Origin of the sequence: Alloalcanivorax marinus (genome assembly GCF_016906305.1) — a bacterium.
GTDB classification, from domain to species: Bacteria; Pseudomonadota; Gammaproteobacteria; order Pseudomonadales; family Alcanivoracaceae; genus Alloalcanivorax; species Alloalcanivorax marinus.
Map to the genome: position 1 here is coordinate 1 of NZ_JADDOL010000037.1, position 17896 is coordinate 17896.

A 17896-nucleotide genomic window follows, 5' to 3' on the forward strand; every position below is an offset into this window, starting at 1 on the left:
CTGACAGGGGATGGTAGCTAATCATCTCCCTGCGGAGAGACACAAGGAGCGACTTTAGTCGCGATTAACCCCGCTTCAGGAAGGCTGCGTAGCGTTGTCCGGCATCGGCAGGGCCGGCAGACCGCCGCCCAGTTCCGCCACCCGCCGTTCCAGCACGGCGGCGGCCTTGGTGCGGTCGCCCAGGGCCAGATACAGCCGCGACAGTTCCGCCAGGGCGGTGGCGCTCTGGCTGGAATTGGCGGCGGCTTCGAAGAAGTTCTGGGCCTTGCCCCACAGCCGCGCCTTCAGCGCCACCCGCCCGGCGGTGATCAGCACCGCGGCGTTGCCCGGGCGCTCCAGCAGCCATTTTTCCAGAACCTGCAGCAGCTCGTCCGGGGACAGATCGTCGATGGCTTCCAGCACCGGCGGCAACCGGTCGTCCCAGTCCCGCTGCAGTTGCTCGCGCACCAGTTGCAGGGCCCGGCGGCCGTCGCCCAGCTGCGCCAGGAAGCCGGCAAAGCGGGCCACCATGGCCGGGTCCTGACGCAGCGCGGTGGGCACCTTCTTCCACAGTTCGCGCAGTTCCCGAGCGCGGCTTTCCGCGTCATTGAAGCCGGGCTTCTGACCCAGGTGCTGCAGGCGCGCCAGCCAGGCGCGCCGTTCCCGACGGGCCGCCGCCTGTTCGCCCAGGGCCCGGCGCAGGCGCGGCATCAGGGCGCACAGCGCCTCCCAGTCGCGCTCGCGCTCCAGCACGTCGGCGTACAGCGCCTGCACCCGCTGGTTGCCCGGCGCCCGCTCGGCCAGTTCCTGAAGCTCCCGGCGGGCCCGGTCCGGCCGGCCCTCGTCCAGCGCGAAGCGTGCCCGCATCAGGCCCGCCACCGCGTCGCCGCGACGGCAGTCGGCGGCGGCCCGCAGATAACGCTCCAGCGCCTCGCCGTCGCCGCGCTGGCGGGCGCACTCGGCGGCCAGCAGCCAGGCCACCAGCGGCCAGTCGCCGTCGCGACCGGCGGACACCAGCAACCGCTCGGCTTTATCCAGTTCGCCGTCCATCAGCAGGATGAAACCGCTTTTCAGGCGTCGGCGGGCCACCTTGAGCCGGAACCGGCGGGTGGCGCGCACCGGCTCGGCGGCGTTCCACAGCAGATTCAGCAGCAGGGTCAGCACCACCAGGGCCACGGCGGCCAGAATCGCGGCCAGCACCGCGAAGCCCAGGGTGCTTTCCAGGCGCCACTGGTCGCGGATCACCAGCACGTAGCCGGAGTCCGCGGCCATCCAGCGCCCCAGCAGGGTGGCGGCCACCAGGGCCGCCACGATCAGCAGCAGCGCTTTTTTCATTGGCCGCCCTCCCCGCCGTCACGCTTGAGCACGTCGCGCTTGAGCTGACGGATGGCGTCCAGGCCGGCGCCGATTTCCGGCAGCGCCTGGTTCACCTGCTGGCCGCCCAGTTCCTCCAGAGCGGCGCGCATCTGTTTGACCCGGCCCTGGTCGTCGCGGAACCACTGGTCCAGGGTGGTGTTGGCGCTGTCCAGGGCCTGCTGGTAGGCCTTGGCGCGGCCCTGCATCAGTGCCAGCCGGGCCTGCTGCAGGCTGGCGTCCAGGGTCAGCCGCACAGTGGCGGCCTGGGTTTCGGTGAGCGGCACCGGCACTTCGCCGTCATGGCGGCTCACCGTCACCGGCATCTGATCCAGCAGCCGCGACCACCAGCTGCCCTGGTCCGGCGCCGGCGCCTGGCGGGGCGGCGCTTCCCGTTCCGGCAGCGCCAGCTCGGGGACCAGCGACTGCAGCGCGCCGAGCCGCAGCACCATGGCCTGAATGTCCACCTGCAAGGCGCCGTTGAGGGTTTCCATGTCGTTGGCCAGGGCCTGGCGGGCCGGCAGCGCGTCCGGGTCGTCGAGCCGGGCCAGGGTGTCGTCGGCGGCCTTCAGCAGCCGCCGCGCGGCGGCGGCGTCGCCGGTCAGCATCAGCCGCTGACCGGCCAGGCTGGCCAGCGCCTCCGCTTCATTGATCAGCCACAGGGTCTGGCCGCCCTGGCGCACGTCCGCCAGCGCTTCCCGGTCCCGGGCCATGCGCGCTTCCAGCTTCTGTTGCTGCTGGCGAAGCTCGCCTTCGGCCTGGCGCCGTTCCCGGTCGCGGCGATCCAGCTCACCGCGCAGCGTCTCCACCTGCTGGCCAAGCCCCTGGCGGTCCTTTTCCAGCACCTGCCACTGTTGCCAGCCCCACCAGCCGGCGGCCCCCAGCGCGGCCAGAATGACGATCAGAACGAGCAGCGGCCACAGGCTCAGGCCCTGCTGTCGACGGACGGCGCGGTGCGTCATGGAATCTCCCTTTTTTGTAGGCCGAACGGCGCGAAGCGTGTGCAAGATGCGTTCCCTCTGTGAATGGCCTCAAGATAATGACAGCCGCCCGGTGAGTCCAATATCAAGGCGCCAGCGCCGCCAGCATATCGGCATCGTGGGCGCTGGTGGCGACGCGCAAGGGCCCGTCATGGTCGGCGGCCACCGCCGCCGCCACCCGTTCGCCGGCGGCGATCACGGTGGCGCCGGCGGGCACCCGGTCGGCCAGCGCCCGCCAGCCTTCCACGCTGGTGATCATCACCGTATCGGCCCCCGCCGGCCAGTGCCGGTCCGGGTCCGGCAAGCGCCGGTAAAAGGGCATCACGTCCACGGTGGCACCGCGCTCGCGCAGGCGCGCGGCCAGCCAGTCCCGGCCGCCGTCGCCGCGGCAAATCAGAATCCGTTTGTCGGCCACCCCGGCCAGGCAGGGCAGCGCCAGCACCGCCTCGGAATTGAAACCCTGGCGGGGGTACTCCGGGGTCAGGCCGGCGGCGCGGATCACCGCCGCCGTGGATTCTCCCACCGCCAGCCAGTGCAGCCCCACCGGCCACTGCGGCCAGAGATCGGCGATCCGCTCCAGGGCCTGGTGGGCGGCGTTGGCGCTGACGAAAAACACCGCGTGGTACAGGTCCAGGTCCATCAGCCGGCGGCGATCCGCGTCGGCCAGGGGCAGCGGTTCGATGCGCAGGGCCGGCACGCACAGCGCCTCATGGCCGGCCTGGCGCAGCCGCGCCGCCAGGGCGTCGCCCTGGCCCGCCGGCCGGGTGATCACCACGCGGCTCATTGGCGGTCGTACAGTTCCCGGAGGATGCGGTCGGCGCCCTGGGCCAGCAATGACTCGGCGATGCCCACGCCCAGCTCGCGGGCCTGGTCCCGGGGGGCCCGGTCCTCGGCGGTGAGCACGGTGCGGCCGTCCTCGCTGGCCACCAGCCCGCGCAGCCACAGACGGCCGTCGTCCTCGAGCAGGGCGAAGCCGGCGATGGGCACCTGGCAGCCGCCTTCGAGACGGCGGTTCATGGCGCGCTCGGCGGTGACCCGGTCCCAGGTCAGCGGGTCGTTGAGCGGTGCCAGCAATTCCCGGGTGCGGTCGGCGTCGGCGCGGCACTCGATGCCCACCGCGCCCTGGCCCACGGCGGGCAGGGATTCTTCCGGCGGCATCTCGTAGCGGATGCGCTCGTGCATCTCCAGGCGCTTGAGCCCGGCGGCGGCCAGGATGATGGCGTCGAATTCGCCGGCGTCCAGCTTGCCCAGCCGGGTCTGCACATTGCCGCGCAGGCTGGAGACCTTCAGGTCCGGCCGGTTGGCCAGCACCTGGGCCTGGCGGCGCAGGCTGGAGGTGCCCAGGCGGGCGCCCTCGGGCAGGCTCATCAGGGCGTCGTGGTGGTTGGAGACGAAGGCGTCCCGGGGGTCCTCGCGTTCACAGATCACCGGCAGGGCCATGCCCTCGGGCAGTTCCATGGGCACGTCCTTCATGGAATGCACGGCGATGTCGGCGCGGCCGTCCATCATCGCTTCTTCCAGCTCCTTCACGAACAGGCCCTTGCCGCCGATCTTGGCCAGCGGCGTGTCGAGGATCTTGTCGCCCTGGGTCTTGATCCGCACCAGTTCCACCCGCAGCCCCGGGTGCAGCGCCTCCAGGCGCGTCTGGACGTACTCCGCCTGCCAGACGGCAAGCGGGCTGGAACGGGTGGCGATGCGCAGAATCTCGGCGGACATGAAAACTCCCGGAGGAAAATGGAGACCCGGGATTGTACCCGTTACACGGGTGCCCGTTTACCCTTTTCCGGTGAGGGCGCGGCGCAGGCCGGCCATGTGCCGGCGGCTCACCGGCAGGGCCCGGCGCACGCCGCGCAGGTGCACCTCGAAATGCCCCTGGGCGCTGTTTTCCATGCTTTCGATAAAGTGCAGCGACACCAGGGTGCTGCGGTGGATGCGCACGAACAGATCGCCGAATTCCTGCTCCAGGCTCTTCAGTGGCTCGTCGATCAGCACATAGCCGCCGTCGAAATGCACCGCCACGTATTTCTGGTCCGCCTGGAAGTAGCGCACTTCCTCCACCGGCACCAGTTCCAGGCCGCGATGGGTGCGGGCGCTGAGATGCCGGCGGCGACCGGTGCGGTTGACCGCCAGCTTGTGGCTCATCTCGGCGATCTGCACGCGGTTGAGCGAACGGGTGCGGTTGAGGGCCCGGCGCAGGTCGTCGCCGTTGACCGGCTTGAGCAGGTAGTCCACCGCGTGCACGCGGAACGCCTGCAGCGCGTGTTCCTCATAGGCGGTGCAGAAGATCACCGCCGGCGGGTGGTCCATCTTCTGCAAATGGGCGGCGGCTTCCAGGCCGTCCATGTCCGGCATGCGGATGTCCATCAGCACCACGTCCGGCCGGGTGCGCCCGGCGAATTCCACCGCCTCGCGGCCGCTGGCGGCCTCCGCGGTGACCTCCATATGGGCACTTTCCACCAGACGGCGCAGACGCAGACGGGCCAGGGCTTCGTCATCGCACACCAGGACCCTGGTCTTGGCCACGTCGTTCATCGTCGTTCCCCCTTGAGCCCGCTAGCCCTCCACCGGATAGCTGATGCGGACTTCGTAATGTTGTTCTGATTCCCGGGCTTCCACCTGCACCGCCGGGCCGTGCAGCACCGCCAGACGATGGCGGATATTGTCCAGCGCCATGCGGTTGCCCTGGTGGTCGCCGGCGCGCTCGGGCTTGGGATTGTGCACGCGCAGCACCACCCGCCCCTGGTCCACGGTCGCCCCCAGGGTCACCACGCCGCCCTCCGCCCGCGGCTGGATGCCGTGATAGATGGCATTCTCCACCAGCGGCTGCAAGGTCAAAAGAGGCAGGCGTACCGTTTCGGGATCCAGTTCCACCTGCCAGTCCACTCGCAGCCGGTCCCCCAGTCGCAGTTGCTCGATGCGCACATAGCGCTCGCACAGAGACAGTTCCTCCGCCAGGGACACGCGCTCGCCGGATTCCTTGAGGCTGGCGCGGAACAGCCGCGACAGGTCCTCCACCGCCTGCTCGGCGGCGTCCGCGTCCACCCGCACCAGGGTGGCGATGATGTTCATGGAGTTGAACAGAAAATGGGGACGGATACGCGACTGCAGCGCCTGGATGCGGGCGCGCAGCTCCGCCCGGTCCTTCTGGTGGAGCTGCTCCTGCACGTAGAAGTAGCGCATCATCAGGCCGCTGATAATGGCCGCGATCAGCACGTTGGCGAGAATGTCCCAGTGCCACAGGGGCTCGGCGACGGCGCCGGCGGCCCAGCCCAGCAAGCCCCGCGCCACCAGGCTGAACACCAGGGTATCCAGCACCACCAGCCCCACCACGGACAGCGCCGCGCGGGCCGCCGGCAGGCCGTTGAGGCGGTCGCGCAGCCGGCACACCAGCGCCGCCGAGGTGAGGCCCACCCATTGCACGAACAGCGACGTCAGCCCCAGCCGTTCCAGACTGAACGGCTCGAAATACCCCGCCACCAGGGTGATGACGATGGCCATCAATTCGATCACCACCACCACCACCAGCACCGCGCGGGTGGTGCAGAGGTCGGGGAGGAAGACGTTGGGCTGCGGCTCGTTCATGGGTTCTTATCGTTTCGCCGGGTGCCGCCTACGATACCACCGTCCGGCGGTGCTATACTGCGCGCCCCGTCAATTCAGCGCCGGACGCGAGCAACGACATGAGTGACCAGCAGCAAAACCAACTCTGGGGCGGCCGCTTCAGCGAGTCCACCGATGCCTTCGTGCAGGAATTCACCGCCAGCGTCGGCTTCGACCGCCGCATGTACCGGCAGGATATCCAGGGTTCCCAGGCCCACGCCAGCATGCTCGCCGAGGCCGGCGTGCTCACCAACGATGAGCGCGACGCCATCATCCAGGGGCTGGACGAGATCCGCGCCGAGATCGAGGCCGGCCAGTTCCAGTGGTCCGTGGCCCTGGAAGACGTGCACATGAACATCGAGGCGCGGCTCACCGACAAGATCGGCATCACCGGCAAGAAGCTGCACACCGGCCGCTCCCGCAACGACCAGGTGGCCACCGACATCCGCCTGTGGCTGCGCGACGAGATCGCGCTGATCGACGGGGAAATGACCCGCCTGATGACCGGCCTGCTGGATCTGGCGGAGCGCGAAGCCGCCACCATCATGCCCGGCTTCACCCATCTGCAGACCGCCCAGCCGGTGACCTTCGGCCACCATCTGCTGGCCTGGTTCGAAATGCTCAAGCGCGACCGCGAGCGGCTGCGCGATTGCCGCAAGCGGGTCAACCGCATGCCCCTGGGCGCCGCCGCCCTGGCCGGCACCACCTATCCGATCCTGCGCGAACGCACCTGCGAGCTGCTCGGTTTCGACGGCGTCTGCGAAAACTCCCTGGACGCGGTCAGCGACCGGGACTTCGCCATTGAGTTCTGCGCCCTGACGGCGCTGTGCGTGACCCATCTGTCGCGCATCAGCGAGGAGCTGGTGCTGTGGACCAGCGCCCAGTTCAACTTTATCGACCTGCCGGACCGCTTCTGCACCGGCAGCTCGATCATGCCGCAGAAAAAGAACCCGGACGTGCCGGAGCTGGTGCGCGGCAAGACCGGCCGCGTCAACGGCCACCTGATCGCCCTGCTGACCCTGATGAAAAGCCAGCCGCTGGCCTACAACAAGGACAACCAGGAAGACAAGGAACCGTTGTACGACGCGGTGGACACCCTGGCCGGCTGCCTGCGCGCCTTCGCCGACATGATCCCGGCCCTGGAACCGAACCGGGAAGTGATGCGCGAGGCGGCCCGCCGCGGCTTCGCCACCGCCACCGATCTGGCCGACTACCTGGTGCGCAAGGGCATCGCCTTCCGCGACTCCCACGAGATCGTCGGCAAGGCGGTAGCCCATGGCGTGGACCAGAAGAAGGACCTGAGCGAGATGTCCCTGTCCGAGCTGCGCCAGTTCAGCGACCAGATCGACGAGGACGTGTTCGAGGTGCTGACCCTGGAAGGCTCGGTGAGCGCCCGCAACCACATCGGCGGCACCGCCCCCGATCAGGTGCGCGCCGCCGTCGCCCGGGGCCGGGAAGCGATCGGCGGCTGACACCGCCATGATCCCGCCGCGCCCGTTTCTCGAATCCCTGTTCCAGGCCGCCGTGGACGCGGCGTTGCCGGAGCAGTGCCTGCCGCCGCATCTGCCGGCGCCCGGGTCCGGGCGCACGGTGGTGCTGGGGGCCGGCAAGGCGGCGGCGCGCATGGCCACCGTGCTGGAAGCGCACTGGCTGGAGCGGTATGGCCCGGACGCCCTGGACACACTGGAAGGCCTGGTGGTCACCCGCCACGGCCAGGCGCTGCCGACCCGGCGTATCCAGGTGCTGGAAGCGGCCCATCCGGTGCCGGACGCCGCCGGGGAACGGGCCGCCCGGCGCATGCTGGCCCTGGCCGAAAGCCTGACCGCCGGGGACCGGGTGATCGCGCTGATCTCCGGCGGCGGTTCATCGCTGCTGCCGCTGCCCGCCGCCGGGCTGACCCTGGACGACAAACAGGCCCTGGGCCGGGCACTGCTGCGCAGCGGCGCCACCATCGGCGAGATCAACACCGTGCGCCGGCAGCTGTCGGCGATCAAGGGCGGGCGGCTGGCCGCCGCCTGCGCGCCGGCGCCGGTGCTCTCACTGCTGCTGTCCGACGTGCCCGGGGACGCCCCTCACGACATCGCCTCCGGCCCCACCGTGGCGGACCCCACCACCGCCGCCGACGCCCTGGCGATCCTGCGGCGCTATGCCATCGACGCGCCCGCCCGGGTCATCGCCCACCTGGAAAAACACCGCGACGACCCCGCCCTGGCTCTGCCCGACGACCATGAAACACGCCTGGTCGCCAGCGGCCAGACCGCGCTGGAAGCGGCCGCCCGGGTGGCCCGGGCCGCCGGCGTCACGCCGATGATTCTGGGCGATGGGCTGGAAGGGGAAGCGCGGGAACTGGGCCGGGTGCTGGCCGGCATCGCCGCCCAGGTTGGCCGCCACGGCCAGCCGCTGGCGCCGCCCTGCGTGCTGCTGAGCGGCGGCGAGACCACCGTCACCGTGCGCGGCGACGGCGTCGGCGGCCGCAACGTGGAGGGCCTGCTCGGCTTTGGCCTGGCCCTGGGGCCGATGGCCGGCGTGCACGCCCTGTTCGCGGACACCGACGGGGTGGACGGCGGCGCCGACATCGCCGGCGCCCTGTGGTCGCCGGACAGCCTGACCCGGGCCGCCACCCTGGGCCTGGACGCCCGCGCCGCCCTGGACGGTAACGACGCCCACTCCTTCTTCCAGGCGCTGGACGACAGCCTGATCACCGGCCCCACCGGCACCAACGTGAACGACTTCCGGGCTATTCTGGTGACCGGTTAATCCCTGTTAAATCCTTCCGACACTCCGCTTCACCCGCTCCCCGCCCTGCTAACCTGGACCTCCGATCACGGTTCGCAAGGAGGCCGCCATGACCACCCAGACCGAACGGGCCCGGGCGCTGCTGCGCCACCATGGGCGCACCTTCGCCGCCGAGCTGGGCGCCCCGATACGCCGCAACACCCCCGCCCCCTTGTTCCAATTGCTGTATTTCTCGCTGCTGACCAGCGCGCCGGTGCAGGCCAACGTGGCCATGCACGGCGCCCGCGCCCTGCGCGAGGCGGGCTGGACCACCCCCGCCAAACTGGCCGACAGCACCTGGCGACAACGCACCGACACCCTCAACCGGGCGGGCTACGCGCGGGTGGACGAGAAGACCGCCACCCAGCTGGCGGACCTCACCGAGCAGGTGCAAAGCCGCTACCGGGGCGACCTGCGCCGGCTGCGCGACGAGGCCGACGGCGACCCGGAGCGGGCCCAAAAAGCACTTAAGCGTTTCAAGGGCATCGGCGACACCGGCGCCGCCATTTTTCTGCGCGAAGTGCAGGTGGCCTGGCCGGAGTTCCAGCCGTTCGCCGACCCGGCCGCCCTGTCCGCCGCCGGGCGCCTGGATCTGCCGGAGGAGGCCCGCGCGCTGGCGCGGCTGGTGCCGGCGTCGCGCTTCGCGGAATTGATGGCGGCCCTGGTGCGCACCAAACTGGCCCGGGATTACAAAGCGATCCGCGCGGCGGCCTGAGGCGCCCTGGCGCGTCGTTTCGTCATCCCGAAACCGCTATACTGCCCGGACTTTTTCGCAGGAGTGTTCCATGCGTGTACTTTGCCTGCTGGCGATGATGCTGCTCGCCGGCTGCGGGCAGAAGGGCCCGTTGTATATGGCGCCCCGGGAGCCGGCGCAGGCCGCGCCGCCCGCGCAGACCACCCCCTTGCCGGCCACGTCCGAGCAGGACGAGGACGACAACGACAATCAGGACGAGCCGCAATGACCATGGCCCCCTTTTCCTACCGCGACGGCACCCTCTACGCCGAGGAAGTGCCGGTGGCGCAACTGGCGGAGCGCTTCGGCACGCCGCTGTACGTGTATTCCCGGGACGCCCTGGAAAGCCACTATACCGCCTTCGACGACGCCTTCGGCGAGCACCCGCACCGTATCTGCTACGCGGTGAAGGCCAACAGCAACCTGGCGGTACTGAACGTGCTGGCCCGTTGCGGCGCCGGCTTCGACATCGTTTCCGGCGGTGAACTGGAGCGGGTGCTGCGCGCCGGTGGCGACCCGGACAAGATCGTGTTTTCCGGGGTCGGCAAGACCGCCGAGGAAATGGCCGCCGCCCTGAAGGCCGGCATCCACTGCTTCAACGTGGAGTCCGCCGCCGAGCTGGAACTGCTCAATCTGGTGGCCGGTGAGCTGGACGCGGTGGCGCCGATCTCGATCCGGGTGAACCCGGACGTGGACGCCCAGACCCACCCGTACATTTCCACCGGCCTCAAGGAAAACAAGTTCGGCGTGGACATCCAGAAGGCGCCGGCCCTGTATCAGCGCGCCGCCGAACTACCGCACATCGCGGTGCGCGGCATCGACTGCCACATCGGCAGCCAGCTGACCCGGCTGGATCCGTTCGAGGACGCCCTGGAGCGGGTGCTGAAGTTGCTCGGCGAGCTGCAGAACCTGGGCATCGAGATTCATCATCTGGATCTGGGCGGCGGCCTGGGCGTCACCTACCGGGACGAAACCCCGCCGCCGCCGTCGGATTACGTGGCCGCCCTGCTCAAGCACATTCCCGGCGAGCTGCCGGTGCACATCGAGCCGGGCCGTTCCATCGCCGCCAACGCCGGGCTGTTTCTGACCCAGGTGCTGTTTCTCAAGCCCACCGAGCACCGCAACTTCGCCATCGTCGACGGGGCCATGAACGACCTGATCCGGCCCAGCCTGTACGCGGCCTGGCAGGACATCGTGCCGGTCACGCCCCATGAGGCGGACTGCCGCGACTGGGACATCGTCGGCCCGGTGTGCGAAACCGGCGACTTCCTGGGCAAGGACCGGGCCCTGGCCCTGGAGCCCGGCGACCTGCTGGCGGTGCGCTCCGCCGGCGCCTACGGCTTCGCCATGGCCAGCAACTACAACAGCCGCAACCGCCCCGCCGAAGTGATGGTGGACGGCGACCAGGCGTTCCTGGTGCGCGCCCGGGAAACCCTGGAAGATCAGCTGCGGCTGGAGACCCTGCTTCCCTGACCGGGGAAGCGGGCGGCGCCATGGAACGGGCACCCCGCCTGCTGGTCTTCACCGACCTGGACGGCTCCCTGCTCGATCACCACGACTACGACTGGTCGCCGGCGGCGCCCTGGCTGCGCCGGCTGGCGGCGCGGGGCGACGCGGTGATCCCGGTGACCAGCAAGACCCGCGCCGAGCTGGCGGTGCTGCGCCGTCAGCTGCATCTGGAACACACCCCCTTCGTCACCGAGAACGGCGCCGTGATCGGCCTGCCCGTCGAATGGCGCCGTCCCGGCGACCCGCCTCCCGAGAGCGACGGCCTGACCCTGTTCACCCCCGGCGAGCCCGCCGACGCCCTGGCCGCGCGCCTGCACGCCCTGGCCACCGAACAGGGCGCGCCGGTGCGGCTGTTCTCCGAGCTCAGTGACGACGAAGCCGCCGCCCTCACCGGCCTGCCCCCGGCGGACGCCGCCCGGGCCCGGCAACGGGAAGGCAGCCAGCCGCTGCTCTGGGACGGCGACGAGCCCGGTTGGCAACGCTTTTGCAAGGTGCTGGAAGGGGACGGCCTCACCGTCACCCGGGGCGGCCGCTTCCGGCACGTCATGGGCCGGGTGGACAAGGGCCGGGCGGTGCGCTGGCTGGCGGCCCGTTACCGGGAGCTGCACGGTCGGGACGCCCGCACCCTGGGGCTGGGGGACGGCCCCAACGACCTGCCCCTGCTGGAGGCGGTGGAACGGGCGGTGCTGATTCGCGGCGCCCACGATTTGCCGGTGGCGCCCCGCCAGGACGCCCTGTACCGCACCGGCCAACCGGGTCCGCGCGGCTGGGTGGAAGGTCTGGAGCACTGGCTTTTGAAGGACGGGCCCGACAAGGAGAACGGCCATGAGTGATTTCTACCAGAACGGTCTGATCACCAACTTCCACAATCTGCAGCAGCGCTCCGTGGAAGACCTGGAACAGGAGCTCACCCGCTTCGCCAAACGGCGGCCCATGGGCCTGATTCTGCCGTCGCTGTATTCCGAGCTGGAGGGCCCGGCGTTGAGCCACATCGTCGACGAGCTGGCGCGGGTGCCGTACCTGAGCGAAATCGTCATCGGCCTGGACCGGGCCGACCGGGACCAGTTTCTGCACGCCCGGACGTTCTTTTCCCGGCTGCCGCAGAAGCACCGTATCCTGTGGAACGACGGGCCGCGTCTGCAGGCCCTGGATGCGGAGCTGCGTGGCGAGGACCTGGCCCCGGACGAACCGGGCAAGGGCCGCAATGTGTGGTACTGCGCCGGCTACGTGCAGACCACCCGCACCGAGGCGGTGGCCCTGCACGACTGCGACATCGTCACCTACGACCGGGGGCTGCTGGCGCGGCTGATCTACCCGGTGGCCAACCCCCAGTTCAATTACGAATTCTGCAAGGGCTATTACCCGCGCATCGCCGACGGCAAGCTCAACGGCCGGGTGGCGCGCCTGATGGTGACGCCACTGCTGCGCGCCCTGAAAAAGATCTACGGCAACCTGCCCTACCTGGAGTATCTGGACAGCTACCGCTATCCGCTGTCCGGGGAGTTTTCCATGCGCACCGACGTGCTGGAGAGCATTCGCATTCCCAGCGATTGGGGGCTGGAGATCGGCGTGCTGTCCGAGGTGCACCGCAATTATTCCACCAAGCGGCTGTGCCAGGTGGACATCGCCGATGCCTACGACCACAAGCATCAGCCCATGTCCGAGGACGATGCCGGCGGCGGCCTCAACCGCATGAGCCTGGACATCGCCAAGGCGCTCTATCGCAAGCTCGCCACCCTGGGCGTGCAGATCAACGTGGAGGATTTTCGCACCATCAAGGCGACGTACTACCGCATTGCGCTGGATCTGATCGAGGCCTATTACAACGATGCGCTGATGAACGGTCTGAAGCTGGATCGGCACAGCGAGGAGCAGGCGGTGGAGTTGTTCGCGGACAATCTGATGGAGGCGGGCAAGGCGTTTCTGGAGCATCCCCGGGACAAGCCGTTCATTCCCAGCTGGAACCGGGTGCTGGCGGCGTTTCCGGATCTGTTGGAGCGGATGCATGAGGCGGTGGAGTTGGATAACGCCGGGGAGGTATGAGTCGGCGCGGTTTCTCCAGCGGGGCTAGCTCTCCAGGAGGGCCGCGTCTCGTCGTGGGCCCCCTTCCGGGAACGCCGTGAACCCCCGCAAGCGGGCCCGGCCACCCATCACAGATGGGCGGCGTTCGGCGGCGCGCGAAGCGGTGCTTCGCAACACGCTTGCCTCACCCCTGGGGGCTCCCTTTCGAACGTCCTGTTCTCAAGGGTCCCGGAAGGGGGCCCACGACGAGACGCTCCGAGGTAGCATTCCGCGGCGCTGTTACTGGGAGAGGATGAGTCGTTGGGTGCCGCCGCCCTGGTCCAGGGTGCGGTGGAGGATGGGCAGGGCCGTTTGCAGTTGTTCGCCCAGGGTCCAGGGCGGGTTCAGCACCACCATGCCCGAGCCGGTCATGCCTCGGGCGCCGCCGTCGCGGAGCACGCACAGTTCGGCGCGCAGGTGCTTGGGCGCGAGGGCCATCAGGCGTTGGGCGAAGCGGTCCGCGCGGCGCCGTTCCAGTACCGGGTACCAGATCGCGAAGCAGCCGGTGTTGAAGCGCCGCAGCCCTTCTTCCACCGCCTCCAGGGTGGCCGCCTCGTCGCCGCCCAGTTCGTAGGACGGATCGATCAGCACCAGCCCCCGTTTGTGCACCGGCGGCAGCAGCGCCTTGATGCCGGCCAGGGCGTCCTGCCTGGCCAGGCGGATGCGGCGGTCGCCGCCGAAGCGGGCTTCCAGCAATTCGAAGTCGGTGCTGTGCAGCTCGGTGATCTGCAGGCGGTCCTGGTCACGCAGCAGGGCGGCGCTGATCGCCGGCGAGCCCGGGTAGTGGCTGAGCGCCCCGGGGCGGCTGAAGCCGGCCACCACGTTCAGGTAGCGGTTGATCAGGGGCGCTTCGAAACGGCGTTCCCACAGCCGGCCGATGCCGTCCCGGTATTCCCCGGTTTTCTGCATGTGCGCGTCGTCCACCGCGAACAGCCCGGCGCCACCGTGGGTGTCGTGCACCAGGAACGGCTTGTCCTTGAGGCGCAGATGGTCGAGCACCGCCACCTGCACCAGATGTTTGAGGACATCGGCGAAGTTGCCGGCGTGGTAGGAGTGGCGGTAGGAAAGCATGGGCGGTTCCAGAGGTCGGGGGGCGGACATTGTAGACCACCGGCCCGTCGGCGCCGCAACATACCGGGAAACCGGCTGCGTGCGCCGCCCTGTTCCCGCGCCCGAGCGGGCCGTACAATGGACCGTCTTATTGAACTGTCTGGCGGGATTCCCATGCGCCTCCGTTTCACCAAAATGCACGGCCTCGGCAACGACTTCATGGTCGTGGACGGGCTGACCCAGCCCCTGCCCGAGGACGGGCCGCCGTTGCCGGAGGCGGAGCTGCGCCGGCTTGGCGACCGCCATTTCGGCGTCGGTTTCGATCAGTTGCTGGTGGTGCAACCGGCCCGGCACGAGGGCGTGGATTTCCGCTACCGGATCTTCAACAGCGACGGGTCCGAGGTGGGCCAGTGCGGCAATGGCGCGCGCTGCTTCGCCCGTTTCGTGCGCGATCAGGGCCACACCGGCAAGCACGAAATCCGGGTGGAAACCGCCGAGGGGCTGATGACCCTGCGGGTCACCGACGACGGTCTGGTGACCGTGGACATGGGCGCGCCGCGCTGGGCGCCGGCGGCGGTGCCGTTCCAGGCCGACGCCGAGGCCGACACCTATATTCTGGTGGCCGGCCAGAACGCCTACGAAGTGTCCGCCGTGGGCCTGGGCAATCCCCATCTGGTGATGCTGGTGGAGAACGTGGACAGCGCGCCGGTGGAAACCCTGGGCCCGCTGCTGGAGCGCCACGAGCGGTTCCCGGAGCGGGTCAACGCCGGCTTCATGCAGATCGTCGGCCGCGACGAGATCCGCCTGCGGGTGTTCGAGCGCGGCGCCGGCGAAACCCTGGCCTGCGGCTCCGGCGCCTGCGCGGCGGTGGTGTGCGGCCAGCGCCGTGGCCTGCTCGACGAGGCGGTCACCGTGCATCTGCCCGGCGGCACCCTGCAGGTCCGCTACGACGGCCAGGGGGGCATCCTGATGACAGGCCCGGCCAGCCGTGTCTATGATGGCGAGATCGACGTGGAGCCCCGCCAATGACCGACGACACTCAGCCCGGCGCCACCCTGCCCGGCGCCGATCAGGTGGCCGCTTTTCTGCGCCGCCATCCCGAATTTTTCCAGGACCGCCCCGATCTGCTCGAGCTGATGCGCCTGCCCGATCCGCGCGGACCGGCGGTGTCGCTGCTGGAGCGCCAGGCCTCGATCCTGCGCGACCGTAACCAGGAACTGCGCGAGCGGCTCAACGGCCTGATCGACGTGGCCCGGGAAAACGATCTGCTGTTCGAACACACCCGCCGTCTGACCCTGGCGCTGCTGGAAGCGCGCAACACCGACAAGCTGCTGCGGCAGCTGCTGCAGGGCCTGGAGCAGGAATTCCGCTGCGACACCGTGTCGCTGCTGCTGCACGACCGGGAAGCCAAGCTGCTCGGCGAAGTGCGCAAGCAGGTGCGTTTCGTCGACCCGGAGGACCTGCCCGCCGCCCTGGGGCCGCTGTTGCGCACCGGCAAGGCGGTGTGCGGCGTGCTGCGCCAGGAAGAACTGGCGGCGCTGTTCCAGGACCGGGCCGAGGCGGTCAAATCCGCCGCGGTGGTGCCGTTGGAACACAACGGCCGGCTCGGCGTGCTGGCCATTGGCAGCGGCGACGCCATGCACTTCCGCAGCTCCCTGGGCACCCTGTTCATCAGCCATATCGGCCAGGTGCTCAGCCGCCGGCTGGTGGAGGTGAGCGGCCCGGCGGCCAACCGCCACGCGCAGCGCGCCTGAGCCCGCCGTGAGCGACCGGCAGGCCGCCATCGACGCCTTCGCCCGCCATCTGGCCAGCGAGCGGCGGCTGTCGCCGCACACCGTCAATCACTACCGCCGCGACCTGCGCCGCGCCGCCGAGGTGCTGAGCCCGGACTGGCCGGCGGTCACCGCCCATGACGTGCGCGCCCTGGTGGCCACCCTGCACCGGCGCGGCCTGGGCGGGCGCAGCCTGCAACGCTTGCTGTCCTCGCTGCGCACCTTCTATGGCTACCTGATCCGCGAAGGGTGGGCCCGGGACAATCCGGCCCTGGACGTGCGCGCGCCGAAAAGCGGCAAGCGGCTGCCCAAGGCCCTGGACGCGGACCAGGCCCGCCATCTGCTCGACCACCCGGACGGCGACGGCCCCCTGGCGCGCCGCGACCAGGCCATGCTGGAGTTGCTGTACGGCTGCGGGCTGCGGCTGGCGGAACTGCTCAGCCTGGACCTGGACAGTGTGTCCGCCGGTTCCGCCGAGCTGGTGGTCACCGGCAAGGGCAACAAGACCCGGGTACTGCCGGTGGGCAAGCCGGCGCTCAAGGCGCTGCGCGCCTGGCTCCAGGCCCGCGCCAGTCTGGTCCACGACCCGGACCAGCGCGCCCTGTTCGTCAGCCAGCGCGGGCGGCGCCTGTCCCCGTCCGCGGTGCAGCAGCGGCTGCGCCGGGCGGCCCTGGCCCGGGGCCTGGAGGATCATCTGCACCCGCACAAGCTGCGCCATTCGTTCGCCACCCATGTGCTGGAATCCTCCGGCGACCTGCGCGCGGTCCAGGAACTGCTGGGCCACGCCAACCTGGCCACCACCCAGGTGTACACCCACCTGGATTTCCAGCACCTGGCGAAGATCTACGACGGCGCCCACCCCCGCGCCCAGCGCCGGCGCGGCGGCGGTGACGACCCGGCGGACTGAGCCGGCGCCACGGAACGCCGATACCGCCTCACGATTTCACCAATCCACCGTTTATCCGCGCCGCCGCGCCGCTTATCATCTCTCACCATGACCGGACTCAAACTGATCACCTTCGACCTGGACAACACCCTGTGGCCGGTGGACGAGGTGATACGCCAGGCCGAACGCACCACCAGCGACTGGATCGCGGACCATCATCCGGACGCCGCCCGGGCGCTGACCCCGGCGCGCATCCGCACGGTGCGCGACCGGCTGGTGCGCGAGCATCCGGATTACCTGAACAACCTCACCCGCCTGCGCCGGGACGCCATGGCCGAGGCCTTCATGGCGGCCGGGTTCGAGGACAAGGAGGCGCGCCACATCGCCGCCGACGCCTTTCTGGTGTTCCATGAGGCGCGCAACCAGGTGAGTTTCTTTCCCGGCGCCCTGGAGGTGCTGGAGACGCTGGCCGACAGCTATACGCTGGGCGCCCTCAGCAACGGCAACTCGGACCTGAAGCGGATCGGCATCGCCGATCTGTTCCGCTTTCACCATTCCGCGGAGAGCATCGGCCGGCGCAAGCCGGAGCCGGACATGTTCCGGGCGGCGCTGCGCAGCGCCGGGGTGGAGCCGGATCAGGCCCTGCACGTGGGCGATCATCCGGTGGAGGACGTGGACGCCGCCCGGCGCCACGGTTTTCAGGCGGTGTGGGCCAACCTGATCGATCTGGACTGGCCCGACGACCTGGATCGCCCCGACCATCACATTCACCATCTGCGGGAACTGCCGGACCTGCTGCCGCTATTGGACAACTGATGACCACCGACCAACGCCAGGCCCTGACCGGCCTGCTCAACGACATGCAGAGCGAGATGGAATCCCTGAATCTCTGGGAAACCCTGCCCCCGGAACCGGAGGCCTTTGAAAGCGCCACCCCATTCTTCGCCGACACCATGAAATTCAGCCAATGGCTGCAGTGGGTGTTCATCGCCCGCTTCCGGGCGATCCTGGCCGAGGACCACCCGCTGCCCGCCCAGTGCGACGTGGCGCCCCTGGCCGAGGAAACCCTGCGCGATCTGCCCGAGGACACGGATCGGCTGGTGGCCCTGATCCGGGATTTCGACGATCATTTCTGACCGCGTTATCGCGACTGAAGTCGCTCCTTGTGTCTCTCCGCAGGGAGATGATTAGCTACCAT

At 69.7% G+C, this 17896-nt stretch carries 19 protein-coding genes; 12 read left to right on the forward strand and 7 right to left on the reverse strand.

The annotated features are described in order from the left end of the window. Positions 1–75 precede the first annotated feature (75 nt). From IM760_RS18025 to IM760_RS18050, 6 genes are all read right to left on the reverse strand, one after another. Entirely contained in the window at positions 76–1314 is a 1239-nt protein-coding gene (locus IM760_RS18025) for a heme biosynthesis protein HemY (RefSeq protein ID WP_204431623.1), read from the reverse strand. After that, positions 1311–2294, reverse strand: coding sequence for a uroporphyrinogen-III C-methyltransferase (locus IM760_RS18030; protein WP_204431624.1), 984 nt, complete (start codon positions 2292–2294; stop codon positions 1311–1313). Before IM760_RS18030 ends, IM760_RS18025 begins: the two co-directional genes overlap by 4 nt. A gap of 103 nt (positions 2295–2397) precedes the next feature. After that, positions 2398–3096: a uroporphyrinogen-III synthase gene (locus IM760_RS18035; RefSeq protein WP_204431625.1), complete on the reverse strand. Its 699-nt coding sequence runs from the start codon at positions 3094–3096 to the stop codon at positions 2398–2400. Further along, on the reverse strand, positions 3093–4028 hold the full coding sequence (hemC, locus tag IM760_RS18040; RefSeq protein ID WP_204431626.1) for a hydroxymethylbilane synthase: 936 nt from the start codon (positions 4026–4028) through the stop codon (positions 3093–3095). The genes IM760_RS18035 and hemC overlap by 4 nt, the downstream gene beginning before the upstream one ends. A gap of 57 nt (positions 4029–4085) precedes the next feature. After that, entirely contained in the window at positions 4086–4844 is a 759-nt protein-coding gene (locus IM760_RS18045) for a LytR/AlgR family response regulator transcription factor (protein ID WP_204431627.1), read from the reverse strand. Positions 4845–4865: 21 nt separating this feature from the next. Beyond that, positions 4866–5894, reverse strand: a complete 1029-nt coding sequence (locus IM760_RS18050; protein ID WP_204431628.1) for a sensor histidine kinase — start codon at positions 5892–5894, stop codon at positions 4866–4868. 98 nt (positions 5895–5992) lie between these two features. On the opposite strand from IM760_RS18050, the gene argH reads away from it, so the two are divergent. The 7 genes from argH to IM760_RS18085 all read left to right on the forward strand — a co-directional run bounded on the left by argH (position 5993) and on the right by IM760_RS18085 (position 12972). Next, on the forward strand, positions 5993–7384 hold the full coding sequence (argH, locus tag IM760_RS18055) for an argininosuccinate lyase (protein WP_204431629.1): 1392 nt from the start codon (positions 5993–5995) through the stop codon (positions 7382–7384). Between the two features lie 7 nt (positions 7385–7391). Continuing rightward, on the forward strand, positions 7392–8669 hold the full coding sequence (locus IM760_RS18060; protein WP_204431630.1) for a glycerate kinase type-2 family protein: 1278 nt from the start codon (positions 7392–7394) through the stop codon (positions 8667–8669). Between the two features lie 88 nt (positions 8670–8757). Continuing rightward, positions 8758–9402 carry a hypothetical protein gene (locus tag IM760_RS18065; RefSeq protein ID WP_204431631.1) on the forward strand — a complete coding sequence of 215 codons (645 nt, stop codon included), beginning with the start codon at positions 8758–8760 and terminating at the stop codon, positions 9400–9402. Between the two features lie 70 nt (positions 9403–9472). Then, on the forward strand, positions 9473–9649 hold the full coding sequence (lptM, locus tag IM760_RS18070) for an LPS translocon maturation chaperone LptM (protein WP_204431632.1): 177 nt from the start codon (positions 9473–9475) through the stop codon (positions 9647–9649). 2 nt (positions 9650–9651) lie between these two features. Further along, positions 9652–10893, forward strand: a complete 1242-nt coding sequence (gene lysA / locus IM760_RS18075; RefSeq protein ID WP_204431641.1) for a diaminopimelate decarboxylase — start codon at positions 9652–9654, stop codon at positions 10891–10893. A gap of 20 nt (positions 10894–10913) precedes the next feature. Continuing rightward, positions 10914–11762 (forward strand): HAD-IIB family hydrolase, encoded by an 849-nt coding sequence (locus IM760_RS18080; RefSeq protein ID WP_204431633.1) that lies wholly within the window; start codon positions 10914–10916, stop codon positions 11760–11762. Continuing rightward, positions 11755–12972, forward strand: a complete 1218-nt coding sequence (locus tag IM760_RS18085; RefSeq protein ID WP_204431634.1) for a glycosyltransferase family protein — start codon at positions 11755–11757, stop codon at positions 12970–12972. The genes IM760_RS18080 and IM760_RS18085 overlap by 8 nt, the downstream gene beginning before the upstream one ends. Positions 12973–13230: 258 nt before the next feature. On the opposite strand, the gene IM760_RS18090 is transcribed toward IM760_RS18085, so the two are convergent. Then, positions 13231–14061, reverse strand: coding sequence for a 23S rRNA (adenine(2030)-N(6))-methyltransferase RlmJ (locus IM760_RS18090; protein ID WP_204431635.1), 831 nt, complete (start codon positions 14059–14061; stop codon positions 13231–13233). A 153-nt stretch (positions 14062–14214) separates the two neighbouring features. Between IM760_RS18090 and dapF the strand changes: the two genes are divergently transcribed. From dapF to IM760_RS18115, 5 genes are all read left to right on the forward strand, one after another. Then, positions 14215–15069, forward strand: coding sequence for a diaminopimelate epimerase (gene dapF, locus IM760_RS18095; RefSeq protein ID WP_204431636.1), 855 nt, complete (start codon positions 14215–14217; stop codon positions 15067–15069). Further along, positions 15066–15794, forward strand: a complete 729-nt coding sequence (locus tag IM760_RS18100) for a DUF484 family protein (protein ID WP_204431637.1) — start codon at positions 15066–15068, stop codon at positions 15792–15794. Before dapF ends, IM760_RS18100 begins: the two co-directional genes overlap by 4 nt. 7 nt (positions 15795–15801) lie before the next feature. Continuing rightward, positions 15802–16719 (forward strand): tyrosine recombinase XerC, encoded by a 918-nt coding sequence (gene xerC, locus IM760_RS18105; protein WP_204431638.1) that lies wholly within the window; start codon positions 15802–15804, stop codon positions 16717–16719. Positions 16720–16806: 87 nt separating this feature from the next. After that, positions 16807–17514 carry an HAD family hydrolase gene (locus IM760_RS18110; protein ID WP_204431639.1) on the forward strand — a complete coding sequence of 236 codons (708 nt, stop codon included), beginning with the start codon at positions 16807–16809 and terminating at the stop codon, positions 17512–17514. Next, positions 17514–17834, forward strand: a complete 321-nt coding sequence (locus IM760_RS18115; protein ID WP_204431640.1) for a YqcC family protein — start codon at positions 17514–17516, stop codon at positions 17832–17834. The genes IM760_RS18110 and IM760_RS18115 overlap by 1 nt, the downstream gene beginning before the upstream one ends. Positions 17835–17896 lie beyond the last annotated feature (62 nt).

Excerpts from the sequence above, each read along its gene's own strand:
- IM760_RS18025 (WP_204431623.1), bottom strand. The coding sequence starts at position 1,314 with ATGAAAAAAGCGCTGCTGCTGATCGTGGCGGCCCTGGTGGCCGCCACC.
- IM760_RS18030 (WP_204431624.1), bottom strand. The coding sequence starts at position 2,294 with ATGACGCACCGCGCCGTCCGTCGACAGCAGGGCCTGAGCCTGTGGCCG.
- IM760_RS18035 (WP_204431625.1), bottom strand. The coding sequence starts at position 3,096 with ATGAGCCGCGTGGTGATCACCCGGCCGGCGGGCCAGGGCGACGCCCTG.
- hemC (WP_204431626.1), bottom strand. The coding sequence starts at position 4,028 with ATGTCCGCCGAGATTCTGCGCATCGCCACCCGTTCCAGCCCGCTTGCC.
- IM760_RS18045 (WP_204431627.1), bottom strand. The coding sequence starts at position 4,844 with ATGAACGACGTGGCCAAGACCAGGGTCCTGGTGTGCGATGACGAAGCC.
- IM760_RS18050 (WP_204431628.1), bottom strand. The coding sequence starts at position 5,894 with ATGAACGAGCCGCAGCCCAACGTCTTCCTCCCCGACCTCTGCACCACC.
- argH (WP_204431629.1), top strand. The coding sequence starts at position 5,993 with ATGAGTGACCAGCAGCAAAACCAACTCTGGGGCGGCCGCTTCAGCGAG.
- IM760_RS18060 (WP_204431630.1), top strand. The coding sequence starts at position 7,392 with ATGATCCCGCCGCGCCCGTTTCTCGAATCCCTGTTCCAGGCCGCCGTG.
- IM760_RS18065 (WP_204431631.1), top strand. The coding sequence starts at position 8,758 with ATGACCACCCAGACCGAACGGGCCCGGGCGCTGCTGCGCCACCATGGG.
- lptM (WP_204431632.1), top strand. The coding sequence starts at position 9,473 with ATGCGTGTACTTTGCCTGCTGGCGATGATGCTGCTCGCCGGCTGCGGG.
- lysA (WP_204431641.1), top strand. The coding sequence starts at position 9,652 with ATGGCCCCCTTTTCCTACCGCGACGGCACCCTCTACGCCGAGGAAGTG.
- IM760_RS18080 (WP_204431633.1), top strand. The coding sequence starts at position 10,914 with ATGGAACGGGCACCCCGCCTGCTGGTCTTCACCGACCTGGACGGCTCC.
- IM760_RS18085 (WP_204431634.1), top strand. The coding sequence starts at position 11,755 with ATGAGTGATTTCTACCAGAACGGTCTGATCACCAACTTCCACAATCTG.
- IM760_RS18090 (WP_204431635.1), bottom strand. The coding sequence starts at position 14,061 with ATGCTTTCCTACCGCCACTCCTACCACGCCGGCAACTTCGCCGATGTC.
- dapF (WP_204431636.1), top strand. The coding sequence starts at position 14,215 with ATGCGCCTCCGTTTCACCAAAATGCACGGCCTCGGCAACGACTTCATG.
- IM760_RS18100 (WP_204431637.1), top strand. The coding sequence starts at position 15,066 with ATGACCGACGACACTCAGCCCGGCGCCACCCTGCCCGGCGCCGATCAG.
- IM760_RS18110 (WP_204431639.1), top strand. The coding sequence starts at position 16,807 with ATGACCGGACTCAAACTGATCACCTTCGACCTGGACAACACCCTGTGG.
- IM760_RS18115 (WP_204431640.1), top strand. The coding sequence starts at position 17,514 with ATGACCACCGACCAACGCCAGGCCCTGACCGGCCTGCTCAACGACATG.